Raw genomic sequence first — 15,592 nt, forward strand, 5'->3', positions numbered from 1 at the left:
GGTCACTTCAGGAAGTCGGGGACGTCCAGTTCCTCGGCCGCGGAGTCCGAGTACGGACGGGCCGGAGGAACCTGCGGGGCGCTCGCCGGGGGCGAGGAAACCTCGCCCAGAGCGGAGGATTCGGCCGGGGCCGGCTCCTCGTCCCGTACGGGCACCGAACCCAGTCCGCCGAAGGACGACGAACGCGGCTCCGGCGGAGTGGCCGGACGGCTCGGGGCCGGGGCGGGCTCCTCGCGCTTCTGCGACGACAGTGCGGACTGCGCATCACGGCGGGCCGGCGGCTGACCGCCGTCGAAGCCCGCGGCGATCACCGTCACCCGGACCTCGTCGCCCAGCGCGTCGTCGATGACCGCGCCGAAGATGATGTTGGCTTCCGGGTGTGCGGCCTCGCTGACCAGCTGGGCGGCCTCGTTGATCTCGAAGAGACCGAGGTCGGAACCACCGGAGATGGAGAGCAGCACCCCTCGGGCGCCGTCGATGGAGGCCTCCAGGAGCGGCGAGGAGATCGCCATCTCCGCGGCGGCCACCGCGCGGTCGTCGCCCCGTGCGGAGCCGATGCCCATGAGCGCGGAACCGGCCTCCGACATCACGGACTTGACGTCGGCGAAGTCGAGGTTGATCAGGCCCGGGGTGGTGATCAGATCGGTGATGCCCTGCACACCCGACAGCAGCACCTGGTCCGCGGACTTGAACGCGTCGAGCACGCTCACCTGACGGTCCGAGATGGACAGCAGCCGGTCGTTGGGAATCACGATGAGGGTGTCGACCTCTTCGCGCAGCTGGGCGATGCCGTCCTCGGCCTGGTTGGCGCGACGGCGGCCCTCGAAGGTGAACGGCCGGGTGACCACACCGATCGTCAGGGCGCCCAGCGAGCGGGCGATGTTGGCGACGACGGGCGCGCCGCCGGTGCCGGTGCCGCCGCCCTCACCCGCGGTCACGAAGACCATGTCGGCCCCCTTGAGGACCTCCTCGATCTCCTCGCGGTGGTCCTCGGCCGCCTTCCGACCCACATCCGGGTTGGCGCCGGCGCCGAGTCCGCGTGTCATTTCGCGGCCGACGTCGAGCTTGACGTCGGCGTCGCTCATCAGCAGCGCCTGCGCATCGGTGTTGATCGCGATGAACTCGACGCCCTTGAGCCCGACCTCGATCATCCGGTTGATGGCGTTCACGCCACCGCCGCCGATGCCGACGACCTTGATGACTGCGAGGTAGTTCTGCGGTGCTGCCACGTCGAAGGCCTCTCGCCTCGAGTTACGTGTCGTCGCCGCACGTGCGTGTGGACGCCGACTGATGCCGATGGGACGGTTCGTATCGCCGACCCGAACCCTAACGTTGAAGTTTAGGGTTACCTGTGCCTGTGTTCCTTGGTTCCATAGTCCCTTTGGAACGAGACACTAAGTCGACAAGGCGCGCCCGTTCAACGAACACGCCGAACCTCCCGTTTTTCTTTTCACCCTATGTGATCACCCATAGTCGTAGCCATCCAGGGTGCTGGCCTGCGACTCGGCACGTCAACTCCCGGACACCGCAGGGGCGCTGGGCACCGACACGTCGAAGTGACGCCCGGCATGTGCCGCTTTCAGCAGCGCGGTCAGCACCTTCGCCTTTTCGGCGCCCCCTTCGCGACTGCCCCAGGCGACCGAGCGGCCGCCGGCCAGTTCGAGGGTGATGGCGTCGTAGGACCGTACACGGACCTTGCGTACGTCCTTGCGCACGGCCGCCGGCAGATCCTGGGTCACCTCGACCGCCGCACGTCGCAACCGGTCGATTCCGAAACGATGCAGACTCGGGGAGTCGGATACGGCCATTTCCAGAAGCGGAACGCCCTTGGGGGCCGTGGCGACGGTGGCGAACCGGACGCCTTCGGTGTCCACTTCGGTGAACTTTCCGCCCGTTCGCATCACCAGTTCCGGCTCCCTTTCGATCACCTTCAGACCGATCGTGTGCGGCCAGGACCGCTCGACGTCCACGGTCTTGATGCGCGGCAGCCGCGCGCGCAGCCGGCGCGCCAGGGCGTCCGTATCCACCGATACCAGCGGCTCGTTCATCGGGGCGTGCGCCGCGGCGGTGACCTCATGCGGCGTCAGAACCTTGGTGCCGGTGGCCTTGACGCGTTCCAGCCGGAGCCAGTTCGAGGCGTAGAGGGCCCAGGCGCCGAACGCGCCGAGCAGCACCGCGACGACCGTGATGATGATCAGACTGCGGCGGCCCGGCGCGCGAAGGGGAAGGCGCACCCACCGGAGCCGCGGGCCGCCGGGCGGCGCGGCGGAGGGCGGGCCGGACAGTGACTTCTTCTCGCCGCGGCGGGCGGTTGTCGGTCCGGCCACGCTCCCTGCCTTCTCTCGTGCGCTACTTGTTGCGCTGTGCGATCGCCTCGTACACCATGCCGACCAGCAGCTCGTCGGCGTCCCTGCGGCCGAACTCGGAGGCCGCGCGGGACATCTCGTACAGCCGGTGCGGATCGGCCAGGACCGGGAGCACGCTGTTCTGCACCCAGTCCGGGGTCAGCTGGGCGTCATCGACCAGCAGGCCCCCGCCCGCGTTGACCAGCGGCTGGGCGTTGAGCCGCTGCTCGCCGTTGCCGATGGGCAGCGGGACGAACGCGGCCGGGAGCCCGACAGCGGACAACTCGGCGACGGTCATTGCGCCCGCGCGGCAGAGCATCATGTCGGCCGCGGCGTACGCGAGATCCATCCGGTCCACGTACGGTACCGGGACATAGGGGGGCATCCCGGGCATGTTGTCCACATGCGGCAGTTCGTTCTTCGGACCGACCGCGTGCAGCACCTGGATGCCGGCGCGCTGGAGGACCGGCACGGCGGCCTGAATGACCTCGTTCAGCCGGCGGGCGCCCTGGGAACCACCGGACACCAGCAGGGTCGGGAGGTTGGGGTCGAGACCGAAGGCGGCCCGCGCCTCGGGGCGGACCGCGGCACGGTCCAGGGTGGCGATGGTGCGGCGCAGCGGGATGCCGACATAGCGGGCACCGCGCAGCTTGCTGTCGGGGGTGCTGACGGCGACGAACTTGGCGTACCGCGAGCCGATCTTGTTGGCCAGGCCGGGCCGGGCATTGGCCTCGTGGACGATGATCGGCACCCCGAGGCGCTTGGCGGCCAGGTAGCCGGGCAGCGCCACATAGCCGCCGAAGCCGACGACGCAGTCCGCCTTCGTGCGCTCCAGGATCTGCTCGGCGGCCTTGATCGTGCCGCGCAGCCGCCCGGGGACGGTGATCAGTTCGGGTGTGGGCTTGCGCGGCAGCGGGACGGCCGGGATGAGGCCCAGCTCATAGCCGCGTTCCGGGACGAGGCGGGTCTCCAGGCCCTTCTCCGTACCGAGTGCCGTGATCCCCACGGTGGGGTCCTGCCTCCGCAGTGCGTCCGCGAGGGCGAGCGCGGGCTCGATGTGGCCGGCGGTCCCCCCACCGGCGAGTACGACATGCACCGAAATTCACCGCTCTCCGGACGGCCGCTTCTTGACGCGCCGTCTCATCGTCTTCCATCTCACCCCAGCCGGTTTTCTTCCGAAAACCGGCTTCCGCGTGGCCAACGCCGCCAACGCCGCCCGTGCAGCGGGCTCGTCACGCGCGAAGGCGATCAGCAGCCCGATGGCGAACATCGTCGGCAGCAGGGCGGAGCCTCCGTAGGAGAACAGCGGGAGCGGGACACCGGCGATCGGCAACAGGCCGAGCACCGCACCGATGTTGATCACGGCCTGGGCCGTGATCCAGGTGGTCACACCTCCCGCGGCGTACCGTACGAAGGGGTCCTCCGTGCGTCCGGCCACGCGGATACCCGCATAGCCTAGAGCCGCGAAGAGGGCGAGCACCGACAGCGTCCCCGCCAGACCCAGTTCCTCCCCGGTGATGGCGAAGATGAAGTCGGTGTGCGGTTCAGGGAGTTCTCCCCATTTTTCCATACTCGCACCGAGGCCGGAACCGAAGAATCCGCCGGACGCCAGAGCATAGATGCCGTGCACGGCCTGCCAGCACTGGTCGCCGGGGCCCGGATCGGTCGCACCGATGCAGGCCAGCCGGGACATCCGGTTCGCGCTGGTCTTGATCAGCAGCGCCCCGATCAGCGCGGCGCTGCCCAGCACCCCGACGAACAGCCGGGTCGGCGCACCCGCCAGCCACAGCAGCCCGAAGAGGATCGCCGTGAGAATGATCGCGGTGCCCATGTCGCCGCCGAGCATGATCAGCCCGAGCAGCAGGAACGCCACCGGGATCAGCGGCACCAGCAGGTGCTTCCACTGCACCAGCAGCCGTTTGTCCTGTTTGCGGGCCAGCAGATCGGCGCCCCACAGCACCAGCGCGAGCTTGGCGACCTCGCTCGGCTGCATCTGGAAGGGGCCGCCGAGGTTGATCCAGTTCTGGTTGCCGTTGACCGCGACCCCTATGCCCGGAATCTGCACCAGGCACATCAGGAACACCGAGGCGGCGAGCAGCGGATAGGCCAGCCCGCGGTGCAGCCGCACCGTCATCCGGGAGGCGGCCAGCAGCAGCCCGCCGCCGAGGACGGCGGCGAGCAGTTGCTTGCGGAAGAAGTACGTCGGGGCCAGACCGGACTGGAGCGCCTTGATCTGGGACGCCGAGTAGACCATCACCAGCCCCAGGACGGTGATCAGCAGGCTGCCGCCGAGGATCAGGTAGTACGCGGTCAGCGGGCGGTCCCAGGCCCGTTTCAGCCGGGTGTGGAGCCCCCGGGGGCCGACCGGTGTGCGGCCCCCGCCCGACCCTCGCCCCGTGGACGGCCGACGCGGACGCGCCGGGGCCGCCTTCGCCGATCGGGCCGTCATCCTCGTCCCCTCCACAGGTACGCTCGCCGCCGGCTGACGACGACAGCGGGGAGAAACGGTCTAGTGATCCCGTGCGGTCAGCTCACCGACCGCGTCGGCGAAGGCCTCGCCCCGCTTGTTGTAATTGACGAACATGTCCATCGAGGCACAGGCCGGAGCCAGCAGGACGGTGTCGCCGGGCTCGGCCAGGCGGGTCGCTTCCCGGACCGCCTCAGGCATCGCCCCAGTGTCGGTCCGGTCGAGGTCGACCACCGGGACATCGGGGGCGTGTCGCGCCAGGGCTTCGCGAATCAGCGCCCGATCGGCACCGATCAGCACCACACCGCGCAGCCGGGCCGCCGACTTCTGCACCAGCTCGTCGAAGGTCGCGCCCTTGGCGAGTCCGCCGGCGATCCACACGATGTGCTCGTACGCCGCCAACGACGCCTCGGCGGCGTGGGTGTTGGTGGCCTTGGAGTCGTCGATGTAGGTGACGCCCCCGAGGTCCGCGATGTGCTGGATGCGGTGGGCCTCCGGGTGGAAGGCACGCAGTCCGTCGCGTACGGCGGCGGGACGGACCCCGAAGGCACGGGCCAGCGCCGCCGCCGCGAGGGCGTTGGCGATGTTGTGCGGGGCGGGGGTCCCGGAGCCGGGCGCGATGTCGGAGACCTCGGCGAGCTCCTGGGCCTGCTGCTGGCGGTTCTCCACGAAGGCACGGTCGACGAGGATGCCCTCGACGACGCCGAGTTGGGAGGGGCCGGGCGTCCCGAGGGTGAAGCCGATGGCGCGGCAGCCCTCTTCGACGTCGGCCGCCCGCACCAGGTCCTCGGTCGCCTTGTCGGCCACGTTGTAGACGCAGGCGACGGTGTTGCCCTCGTAGATCCGGCCCTTGTCGGCGGCGTACGCCTGCATGGAGCCGTGCCAGTCGAGGTGGTCGGGGGCGAGGTTGAGGACCGCGGCGGAGTGGGCGCGCAGCGAGGGCGCCCAGTGCAGCTGGTAGCTGGAGAGCTCGACGGCGAGCACGTCGTAGGGGCGCTCGCCGTCCTTGCCCTGGCCGAGGACGACATCGATGATCGGGGTGCCGATGTTGCCGACGGCCGTGGTGTGCAGCCCTTCGGCGGCCAGGATCGAGGCCAGCATCCGCACCGTGGTGGTCTTGCCGTTGGTGCCGGTGACCCCGAGCCAGGCGGCTGCCGGTTGTCCCGAGGGGGCTTCCCGCAGCCGCCAGGCGATCTCGACATCGCCGACCACGTCCACCCCGGCCGCGGCGGCCGCCGCGAACAGCGGGCTGTCCGGCTTCCAGCCGGGCGAGGTGACGACGAGGTCCGTGCCCGCGGGAAGGGTCGCGCCGTCGCCGAGGCGGACGGTGATCCCTTCCGCTTCCAGCTCACGCGCGGCGGCCTGCTGCTTCTCGCTGTCGCCGCCGTCCACGACGGTGACGTGGGCGCCGAGGCCGGCCAGCGCGCGAGCGGCACTGATGCCGCTCACGCCCAGGCCGGCGACGGTGATGTGCTGACCGGCGAAGTCCGCCGGGCTCGGGGTGGTCACTTGGCCGCCTGCCAGCCGCCGTAGAAGATGCCGAGTCCGACGATCACGCACATGCCCTGGATGATCCAGAATCTGACCACCACAAGGACTTCCGACCACCCCTTGAGTTCGAAGTGGTGCTGGAGTGGCGCCATCCGGAAGACCCGCTTACCGGTGAGCCGGAACGAGCCGACCTGGATGACCACGGACATGGTGATCAGGACGAAGAGACCGCCGAGGATGGCCAGCAGCAGCTCCGTACGGGAGCAGATGGCCAGACCGGCCAGCGCGCCGCCCAGGGCCAGCGAACCGGTGTCCCCCATGAAGATCTTGGCGGGCGAGGTGTTCCACCACAGGAAGCCGAAGCAGGCGCCCATCAGTGCCGAGGCGACGACGGCGAGGTCGAGTGGATCGCGGACCTCGTAACAGCCCGGTCCCGCGGTGATCTGGTTGGCGCACGACTCCTGGTGCTGCCAGATGCCGATGAACGTGTACGCGCCGAAGACCATCACCGAGGCGCCGGTGGCCAGGCCGTCGAGGCCGTCGGTGAGGTTCACGCCGTTGGACATCGCCAGGATCATGAACAGCGCCCAGATCACAAAGATCACCGGGCCGATCTGCCAGCCGAAGTCCTGGGTGAAGGAGAGCCGGTCGGAGGCCGGGGTCTGTCCTCGCAGGTCGGCGAACTGGAGCGACAGCACCGCGAAGGCGATACCGACGATCAGCTGGCCGGCCATCTTGGCCTTGGCCCGCAGGCCCAGCGAACGCTGCTTGACGATCTTGATGTAGTCGTCGAGGAAGCCGACCAGGCCCATGCCCGCCATCAGGAACAGCACCAGCACACCGGAGAAGGTGGGGTCGCTGCTCGTGATGACCTTGGTCAGCACATAGGCGATGATCGTGGCCAGGATGAAGGCGATACCACCCATGGTGGGCGTACCGCGCTTGCTGTGGTGATCACGCGGGCCGTCATCACGGATGAACTGCCCGTATCCCTTTTTGGCCAGCAGCTTGATCAGCACCGGAGTGCCGATCAAGGTCAGGAAGAGCCCGATCATTCCGGAGAAGAGGATCTGCTTCATCGAGTTCATCGGGACGCGGCTCCGCCCTGGAGGCCCGCGTCGTCCAGCAATGCTGCGGCAACCCGCTCCAGCCCCACCGACCTGGACGCCTTCACCAGCACGACGTCTCCCGGTTGCAGCTCGCTGCGCAACAGGTCGACCGCCGCCCGCGCGTCGGACACGTGCACCGACTCCTCACCCCACGAACCCTCGTTCTTGGCGCCCATGTCGAGCCAGGCCGCTTCCCTGCCGCCGACTGCCACGAGCTTGCTGACGTTGAGCCGGACGACCAGCCGCCCGACCGCGTCGTGTTCGGCGAGCGACTCCTCGCCGAGCTCGGCCATCTCACCGAGCACCGCCCACGTACGACCGCCCTCCGCCTTGGCGGCTGCGCCCATGGCGACCAGCGCTCGCAGCGCCGCTCGCATGGACTCGGGGTTCGCGTTGTAGGCGTCGTTGACGACCCTCACGCCGTCCGCGCGCTCGGTGACCTCCATACGCCAGCGGGAGAGCGTGCCGGCTTCGGAGAGCGCGGTGGCGATCTCGTCTGCGGGCATGCCCAACTCATGGGCGACGGCGGCCGCGGCGAGCGCGTTCGACACGTGGTGCTCACCGTACAGCCGCATGGTCACATCACTGCACCCGGAGGGTGTGTGAAGCGTGAAGGCAGGCTGTCCCAGCTCCGTGAGCCGGACATTCTCGGCACGTACGGCGGCGTCCTCGGCCTCACCGAACAGCAGTGTGCGGGCCTTTGTGCGGGGAACCATGGCGCGCACGTACGGGTCGTCGGCGTTGAGCACCGCCACCCCGCCGTCCTCGGCCGGGGGCAACTCCTCGATGAGTTCGCCCTTTGCCAGGGCGATCTGCTCGCGGCCGCCGAACTCTCCGATGTGCGCGCTGCCGACGTTCAGCACCACACCGATGCTCGGCGGGGTCAGCCCGGCGAGGTAGCGGATGTGGCCGACGCCGCGGGCACCCATCTCCAGGACGAGATGGCGGGTGGTTTCGTCGGCGCGCAGCGCGGTCAGCGGCAGCCCGATCTCGTTGTTGAGGTTGCCCTCCGGCCAGACCGTCGGGCCTTTGCGCTGCAACAGCTGGGCGATCAGGTCCTTGGTGCTGGTCTTGCCGGCCGAGCCGGTGAGACCGACGACGGTGGTGCCCAGACGTCCGACGACGGCGCGGGCGAGCGCGCCGAGCGCGGCGATCACGTCGTCGACGACGATCGCGGGGACGCCGATGGGGCGGGCGGCCAGTACGGCGACCGCGCCTGCCTCGACGGCGCCGGACGCGAAGTCGTGGCCGTCGGCACGTTCACCGGCGAAGGCCACGAACAGGGCGCCGGGGCGCACCGCGCGGGAGTCCGCCACGACCGGTCCGGTCACCCGGCGGCCGTCGTCCGGTATGTCGTGCTGCCGGCCGCCGACGATGCTCGCGATCTCGGCGAGGGACAGGGAGATCACAGGTCACCCCCGGTGAGGGGCGGGCGGTGACGGTGCAAGGGTTGTGCGCGCATGGCGGTGTGTCATCCCTGGTGGTTCGGCTGCGGTGACTGCTGCGACTGCTGTGACTTCAGCGAGTCCTCGATGGCATCGCGCAGCACCTGGCGGTCGTCGAAGGGGCGTACCACTCCGGCGATGTCCTGGCCCTGCTCGTGGCCCTTGCCCGCGACGATCACGGTGTCGCCCGGCTCGGCGCGGGCGACGGCGGCGGCGATGGCGACGGCCCGCTCTTCTTCGACCAGCACCGTGCCGCGTTCATGGATGGGGACTTCCGCGGCACCCGCGAGCATGGTGGCGAGGATCGAGAGCGGGTCCTCGTTGCGGGGGTTGTCGGAGGTCAGGATGGCCGTGTCGGCGAGCCGGGCCACCGCGGCACCCATGGGGAGGCGCTTGTGCGGGTCGCGGTCGCCGCCGCAGCCGAGGACGGCGTGCAGCTTGCCGTCGGTGACCTTGCGCAGCGCGCGCAGAACCGATTCGACGGCGTCGGTCTTGTGGGCGTAGTCGACGACCGCCAGGTAGGGCTGGCCGGCGTCGATGCGCTCCAGGCGGCCGGGGACGCCGGGCACCGCTGCGACACCGTCGGCCGCGGTCTGCGGGTCGATGCCGGCGACGACCAGCGAGACGATCGCGGCGAGCGAGTTGGCGACGTTGAACGGGCCGGCGATCGGCGAGGCGGCGCGCAGGGTCCGGCCGTCCGGGCCGTGCACGGTGAAGGTCGAGCCGAGCCTGCCGACCTCGACGTCGGACGCCCGCCAGTCGGCGTCCGGGTGGCCCTCCGCGGAGAAGGTGGTGACCGGGACCTCGGACTCGCCCTCGGCCAGCCGCTTGCCGTACTCGTCGTCGAGGTTGACGACGCCGGCCCGGCTGCGGGCCTTGGTGAACAGCTGGGCCTTGGCCTGGAAGTAGTCCTCCATGCCGGAGTGGAACTCCATGTGCTCCGGGCTGAGGTTGTTGAAGATCGCGACGTCGAAGACGCAGCCGTCGACCCGGCCGAGGACCAGTGCGTGGCTGGAGACCTCCATGGCGAGGGCGCGGACGCCGCGCTCGCGCATCACGGCGAACAGCGCCTGGAGGTCGGTGGCCTCGGGGGTGGTGCGCTCGGACTTGATGCGCTCGTCGCCGATGCGGGTCTCGACGGTGCCGATCAGACCGGTCAGTCCCCCGTCGGGGCGCTTCGCGGCAGCCGCCCGCAGCCCGCCCTCGATGAGGTAGGCGGTGGTGGTCTTGCCGGAGGTGCCGGTGATGCCGATCTGGAGGAGGTCCTCGCCCGGCGCTCCGTAGATCGAGACGGCCAGGGCGCCCATCCGGGCGCGCGGGTTCTCCACGACCAGGACCGGCAGGCCGGTCGCCACGGCGCGCTCGGCGCCCGACGGGTCGGTCAGGATCGCCGAGGCGCCGAGGTCGGCGGCCTGGGCGACGAAGTCGGCGCCGTGCAGACGGGCGCCGGGCAGCGCGGCATAGACATCACCGGGACGGACCGCACGGGAGTCATGGGTGATGCCGGTGACCATGGCATCGGCATGGGCGGCGTCCGGGGCCGGACTTCCCAGCTGCTCGGCCAGGTCCGCCAGGGGGGTGGGGCGGACCGTTTCAGGGCGCGGGGCTCCCGGATATGTGCCGGGCCCGCCCTTCTCGGCGTGCTGGGCTTTCGGGGACTGATCAGCGTGTGACACGGCGGTGAGCGTACCGGGCACAACCGGCCCGGGGCGAAGCGAGGGCCGCGGGGGGGAGCAGTTTCCCGGAGTGGGGGTGCCGTCGGGGGTGCCGTCGGGAGTGATGGTCGTCACGGCGGAATTGCCTCGATTTCATTGGCCTGGCGTGAAGGTGACCGGCAGCCGCGGGGGTTTGGCGCCGGTCGGCGGGACCTGGAGGGTTTTCAGCGCGAAGGCCATGACCTGCTGGTAGATCGGGCCACAGACCTGCCCGCCGAAGTAGCTGCCCGTAGTGGGGTTCTGCACGGCGCAGTAGACCGTGATGCGGGGCTTGTCGGCGGGCGCGAAGCCGGCGAAGGACGCGGTGTAGCCGTGGTACCGGCCGGTTTTGGGGTCCACCCGGTTGGACGTGCCGGTCTTGCCGCCGACGCGGTATCCGTCGATCTTCGCCTTGGCTCCGGTGCCTTCCTCGTCGTCGACCACCGATTCGAGCATGGTGGCGAGCGTGGTCGCGGTCCTGCTGCTGACCACGCGGTTCCTGTCGGGCTTGGGCGCCGGTCGGTAGTGGCCGTCGGGCCCGGTGCTGCCACGGACCAGCGAGGGGGCGATGCGCTCGCCGCCGTTGGCGATCGTGGAGTAGACGGAGGCGGCCTGTACGGCGTTGAGGGAGAGCCCCTGGCCGAACGGGATGGTGAACTGCTGCGAGGTGTTCCAGTCCTGCGGCTTGGCCAGGATGCCGTCGGTCTCCCCCGGGAAGCCGAGCCCCGTGGGATTCCCGATGCCGAATTTGCGCAGATACGAGTAGAGGACCTGGTTGGCCTCGGGCTGGGTCTTGCCGAGCTGGCCGGCGGCGAGGATCGTGCCGATGTTGCTGGACTTGGCGAGCACGCCGTTGAGCGTGAGGTGCCAGGTCTCGTGGTCGACGTCGTCCGCGAACAGCCGGTCGCCGCGGTGCAGCCGGTTGGGGACGGTGACGTGGGTGGACGACGTGGCTACGCCTTCCTCCAGGACGGCGGCCAGCGACATCAGCTTGCTGGTGGACCCCGGCTCGAAGGCGTCGGACAGCGCGGCGTTGCCCAGCGCCTCCGGATCGGCCTTCGAGACCTCATTGGGGTCGAACCCGGGCGCGTTGGCGAGCGCCAGGATCTCCCCGGTGCGGGTGTCCTGGACGACGACGTAGCCGCGGTCGGCCCCGGACTTGGCGACCTGCTTGGTGATGGCCTGCTGAGCGGCCCACTGGATGTCGCGGTCGAGGGTCAGCTCGACCTTGCTGCCGGGGACGGCGGGGTGTTCCTGGGTGTCGGCGGTGGGTACCCGGCGGCCGCCGGACTGGGCGTAGACGAGCTTGCCGTCCTTGCCCGCCAGCTGCTTGTTCAAGAGCGCCTCCAGGCCGCCGCCGCCCTTCCCCGCGCCGTTGACGAAGCCGAGGACGCCGGAGGCGAGGTCCTGGTTCGGGTAGAGGCGCTTGCTGTGCTTGTCGGCGAAGATGCCGACCAGGACGTTGGGGCGGGGCGCGCTCTTGGGGGCGGCGGCCGCCCGGTCGTCGAGGGTCTTGCGCAGGTCCTTGATCCGCTTCCAGACCTGCGGGGTCCGCTGCCGGGCGAGCAGGACGTAGCGCGCCTTGGGCTGGTCGAGCTTCTCGGTGAGGGTGGCCTTGTCCTCGCCGAGGACCGGGGCGAGCAGCGCGGCGGCCCGCCGCGGAGCGTCGTCGATCCTGGTCTTGGCGGGCGCCAGCAGGCTCGGGTCGGCGGTGATGTCGTACGCGTCGACGGTGGTGGCGAGGTCCACGCCGTTGCGGTCGGTGATCGCGCCGCGCTCGGCGGCCAGCTTGACCGGTACATAGCGGTTCTCGTTGGCCTTGGCGGCGAAGGCCCCGGCGTCCACGGCCTGCACCTGGAAGAGCCGTACGACGAAGACGAGCATGATCAGCGTCAGCCCCAGGGAGACCAGCCGCAGCCGGGGGCGCGGGCTGCCGAGGCGGAGCGCCTGCGGTCCCCCGGAGCGGGGGCGGGCGGCGGGGCGGCGGGCCTGGGGCTTGGGGCCCGGCCGGGGCGCGGGGCGCTTGGCGGGCGGGCGGCCGGCGCGGCTGCCGGCCTGGCCGCCGCGCTGGGCAGGGCGCGGCACCCGGCGAGGGTCCCTGGGCTCGGTCATGCCGCGATCACCTGCCGGAGGTCGTCGGGGAGAGGGCGGCCGCGGCGCCGGGCGCGGGTGCGGGAGCAGGGGAAGCGTCGCTGCCGGACGCGACCAGGGAGACCGGGGCGGCCGACGGCGGTGGGGCGAGGGCGCCGGGTGCCGGCGCCGCGCTGTCCGGGCCCGGCGCGCCGGCAGCGGCCGGCACCGGCTGCCGGACGGCCGGCGGCTCGACCGGCGGCGCCTGCGGGCGGGGCGGGGCGGACGGGGCGGTGCGGCCGGTCGCGCCCAGGAGCGACGGCTCGGCGGAGGTGCTCAGCGGCGCCCCCTCCGACGTGGCCGCGCTGGTCCGGCCGCGGACCGTGCCGTCCGGGAGCAGGAACGCCGGGCTGCCGCCGGGCACCATCCCCAGCCGGCGGGCCCGCCGCTCCAGCGCGCCCGGGGCGGAGTACGCGTCCACGTCCTGTTGCAGCGCCTGCTGCTCGTCCGTCAGCTCGTCGGTCTTCTTCTCCAGCTTGCTGAGTTCGAACGAGCCTTGGTTGAGGGCGGAGTTGAGCAGCAGCAGGGTGATCAGGCCGGAACCGAGCAGGACGACGATGAGGAGCACGAAGGGGGTGCGCGCCGCGGTGCCGCCGGCGCCGGAGGGGAGCAGCGCGGCAAGGCGTTTCTGCCTGCCGCGCGGCCTCCCCTGGCCTCTCACGCGGTGTCCTCGACGTTCTCGCGGATGCGCTCCGCGCCGCGCAGCCGGGCGGGGGCGGCGCGGCGGTTCTCGGCGACCTCCTCCTCCGTGGGGAGTTCGGCGCCGCGGGTCAGCAGCTTGAGCCGGGGCTGGTAGCGCTCGGGGACGACCGGCAGCCCGGCCGGCGCCGTATTGGCCGCTCCTGCCGCGAAGACCTGCTTGACCAGGCGGTCCTCCAGCGACTGGTAGGAGAGCACGGCGATCCGGCCGCCCACCGCGAGGGCCTTCACGGCGGCCGGAACGGCGCGCTCGACGCTCGCCAGCTCACCGTTGACCTCAATGCGCAGGGCCTGGAACGTGCGCTTGGCGGGGTTGCCGCCGGTGCGCTTGGCGGCCTGCGGCAGCGCGTCACGGATCAGCTCGACCAGCCGTGCGCTGTTGGTGAACGGTTCCTTGGCGCGCTCGCGTACGACGGCCTCGACGATCCGCTTGGCCTGCTTCTCCTCACCGTAGGAGCGCAGGATCCGGACCAGCTCACCGGGCGCGTAGGTATTGAGGACGTCCGCGGCGCTGATGCCGGTCGTCTGGTCCATCCTCATGTCCAGCGGGGCGTCCTGCGCGTACGCGAAGCCGCGGTCGGCCTCGTCCAGCTGCATGGAGGAGACGCCGAGGTCGAACAGGACGCCCTGGACGCGCGGGGTCCCGAGCCGGTCGAGGACCTCGGGGAGCTCGTCGTAGACGGCGTGCACCAGGGTGGCGCGGTCGCCGTACGGGGCGAGCCGTTCGCCCGCGAGCTTCAGGGCGGACGGGTCACGGTCGAGGGCGATGAGCCGGGCCGCCGGGAAGGTGGAGAGGAGTGCCTCGCTGTGCCCTCCGAGGCCGAGCGTGCAGTCGACGACGACCGCGCCCGGCTCGGCGAGAGCGGGGGCGAGCATGTCCAGACACCGCTGGAGCATGACGGGTACGTGGCGAGTGTTGTTGGTCATGCGACGGCCCCGCTGCGCTCGGCCCGCCTGCCGGCGCCACGCGCGCACCGCTTCCTGAATCGCTCGCTACGCTCGCTCATGTGCCTTCCGATGGGCTGGGCGGCAGGTGGGTCCCCGGCCGCTGGCTGGGGGATGCCGCACGTACCGCTTGGTCCCCGCCCGCTCTGAAGGGGAAGTGGCCCTCCGGCGACGGGGAAGTGACGTCGGAAGACCATGGGAGCGGGAGGAGGCCGAGCCGTACGTACGACGCGCGCACGCGAGGAATCCGGTATCCAAGGAGAGCGTCACGCCTCCCACTTCGCGCCACTTTAGTCCACCGGGTGCCCCGGTCAATCAACCGGTTCCGCGCGTCCTGCGACGGCTTTCGCGCCGCCTTTCCCACGGGCTTCTCACCCGGACGGCGGCGACACGGACGGCCCTGTGGATTACCTCACAACGAGTGACGTTGACCCCTATGCCCGACCTCTCCCGCAGCCGAAACGGCCGATGCCGATTACCGTGAATCCATGCCTATACCTGCATCGCAGCCGCTGCCCCCGTCCGCCGACGGCGCCGCCGACCGTGCCGGTGGCACCGTCACCGACCGTCTCGTCGAGGCGAACCGGCGCTACGCCGATGCCTTCACCGACCCCGGGATGGACGCCCGTCCCGTCCTCAAGGTCGCCGTCGTGGCCTGTATGGACGCCCGGCTCGACCTGCACGACGCGCTCGGCCTCGAACTCGGCGACTGCCACACCATCCGCAACGCCGGTGGTGTGGTCACCGACGACATCATCCGGTCCCTGACCATCAGCCAGCGCGCGCTCGGCACCCGCTCCGTCGTCCTCATCCACCACACCGGCTGCGGTCTGCTCAGCCTGACCGAGGACTTCCGCCACGAACTGGCCGCCGAGGTCGGGCAGCGTCCCACCTGGGCGGTCGAGGCGTTCAAGGACCTCGACGAGGACGTACGGCAGTCCATGCAGCGGGTGCGCACCTCGCCCTTCCTCCCGCACACCGACGATGTCCGCGGCTTCGTCTTCGACGTCACCACGGGGCTGCTGCGGGAGATCGACCCGCGGACCTGAGGCAACCGGGCCGGTCCGGGCGGACGTGCGGACCGGCCCGGAAAGTCGGTTTCGCCGGGAAGGCCGGGACTTATCCTTGTGAGTTATCCACAGGTCATGACGCGAAGCCGCACGGGCGGCAAGAATGCGGGGGTGACGTCGTCCTGGCGGTGATCGGGTGCGGCGCACACTTTCGGGGTGGGCCGGGTCCGCAGAGGGGCATCGGCCCGTAGTACGGG

General features: G+C 70.9%; 12 protein-coding genes. 1 reads left to right on the forward strand and 11 read right to left on the reverse strand.

Annotated elements, in window-relative coordinates; all coding sequences use genetic code 11:
• Positions 1–2: 2 nt before the first annotated feature.
• From ftsZ to rsmH, 11 genes are all read right to left on the reverse strand, one after another.
• Positions 3–1,229, reverse strand: coding sequence for a cell division protein FtsZ (gene ftsZ, locus K7C20_RS09875; protein WP_030085870.1), 1,227 nt, complete (start codon positions 1,227–1,229; stop codon positions 3–5).
• A gap of 282 nt (positions 1,230–1,511) precedes the next feature.
• Positions 1,512–2,327: a cell division protein FtsQ/DivIB gene (locus K7C20_RS09880; protein ID WP_053209731.1), complete on the reverse strand. Its 816-nt coding sequence runs from the start codon at positions 2,325–2,327 to the stop codon at positions 1,512–1,514.
• A 22-nt stretch (positions 2,328–2,349) separates the two neighbouring features.
• Positions 2,350–3,441 (reverse strand): undecaprenyldiphospho-muramoylpentapeptide beta-N-acetylglucosaminyltransferase, encoded by a 1,092-nt coding sequence (gene murG, locus K7C20_RS09885; RefSeq protein ID WP_053209730.1) that lies wholly within the window; start codon positions 3,439–3,441, stop codon positions 2,350–2,352.
• A gap of 6 nt (positions 3,442–3,447) precedes the next feature.
• Positions 3,448–4,794, reverse strand: coding sequence for a putative lipid II flippase FtsW (gene ftsW / locus K7C20_RS09890; protein WP_030085865.1), 1,347 nt, complete (start codon positions 4,792–4,794; stop codon positions 3,448–3,450).
• A 60-nt stretch (positions 4,795–4,854) separates the two neighbouring features.
• Complete coding sequence (gene murD, locus K7C20_RS09895; protein ID WP_053209729.1) at positions 4,855–6,321, reverse strand: UDP-N-acetylmuramoyl-L-alanine--D-glutamate ligase; 1,467 nt, start codon at positions 6,319–6,321, stop codon at positions 4,855–4,857.
• Positions 6,318–7,382 carry a phospho-N-acetylmuramoyl-pentapeptide-transferase gene (gene mraY, locus K7C20_RS09900; protein WP_030085860.1) on the reverse strand — a complete coding sequence of 355 codons (1,065 nt, stop codon included), beginning with the start codon at positions 7,380–7,382 and terminating at the stop codon, positions 6,318–6,320. The genes murD and mraY overlap by 4 nt, the downstream gene beginning before the upstream one ends.
• Before the next feature lie 5 nt (positions 7,383–7,387).
• Positions 7,388–8,821 (reverse strand): UDP-N-acetylmuramoyl-tripeptide--D-alanyl-D-alanine ligase, encoded by a 1,434-nt coding sequence (locus tag K7C20_RS09905; RefSeq protein WP_053209728.1) that lies wholly within the window; start codon positions 8,819–8,821, stop codon positions 7,388–7,390.
• 62 nt (positions 8,822–8,883) lie between these two features.
• Positions 8,884–10,647, reverse strand: a complete 1,764-nt coding sequence (locus tag K7C20_RS09910) for a UDP-N-acetylmuramoyl-L-alanyl-D-glutamate--2,6-diaminopimelate ligase (RefSeq protein ID WP_030085851.1) — start codon at positions 10,645–10,647, stop codon at positions 8,884–8,886.
• 18 nt (positions 10,648–10,665) lie between these two features.
• Entirely contained in the window at positions 10,666–12,663 is a 1,998-nt protein-coding gene (locus tag K7C20_RS09915) for a peptidoglycan D,D-transpeptidase FtsI family protein (RefSeq protein ID WP_222892581.1), read from the reverse strand.
• Between the two features lie 7 nt (positions 12,664–12,670).
• On the reverse strand, positions 12,671–13,342 hold the full coding sequence (locus tag K7C20_RS09920; protein WP_053208808.1) for a septum formation initiator family protein: 672 nt from the start codon (positions 13,340–13,342) through the stop codon (positions 12,671–12,673).
• Positions 13,339–14,307, reverse strand: coding sequence for a 16S rRNA (cytosine(1402)-N(4))-methyltransferase RsmH (gene rsmH / locus K7C20_RS09925; RefSeq protein ID WP_030085845.1), 969 nt, complete (start codon positions 14,305–14,307; stop codon positions 13,339–13,341). The genes K7C20_RS09920 and rsmH overlap by 4 nt, the downstream gene beginning before the upstream one ends.
• Before the next feature lie 506 nt (positions 14,308–14,813).
• Between rsmH and K7C20_RS09930 the strand changes: the two genes are divergently transcribed.
• Positions 14,814–15,374 (forward strand): beta-class carbonic anhydrase, encoded by a 561-nt coding sequence (locus K7C20_RS09930; RefSeq protein ID WP_030085843.1) that lies wholly within the window; start codon positions 14,814–14,816, stop codon positions 15,372–15,374.
• Positions 15,375–15,592 lie beyond the last annotated feature (218 nt).

It is taken from the genome of Streptomyces decoyicus, assembly GCF_019880305.1.
GTDB lineage: Bacteria > Actinomycetota > Actinomycetes > Streptomycetales > Streptomycetaceae > Streptomyces > Streptomyces decoyicus.

Bases quoted from the DNA above. Each gene is read 5' to 3' on its own strand.
- K7C20_RS09930 (WP_030085843.1), top strand. From the start codon at position 14,814: ATGCCTATACCTGCATCGCAGCCGCTGCCCCCGTCCGCCGACGGCGCC.
- mraY (WP_030085860.1), bottom strand. From the start codon at position 7,382: ATGAAGCAGATCCTCTTCTCCGGAATGATCGGGCTCTTCCTGACCTTG.
- ftsW (WP_030085865.1), bottom strand. From the start codon at position 4,794: ATGACGGCCCGATCGGCGAAGGCGGCCCCGGCGCGTCCGCGTCGGCCG.
- rsmH (WP_030085845.1), bottom strand. From the start codon at position 14,307: ATGACCAACAACACTCGCCACGTACCCGTCATGCTCCAGCGGTGTCTG.
- K7C20_RS09915 (WP_222892581.1), bottom strand. From the start codon at position 12,663: ATGACCGAGCCCAGGGACCCTCGCCGGGTGCCGCGCCCTGCCCAGCGC.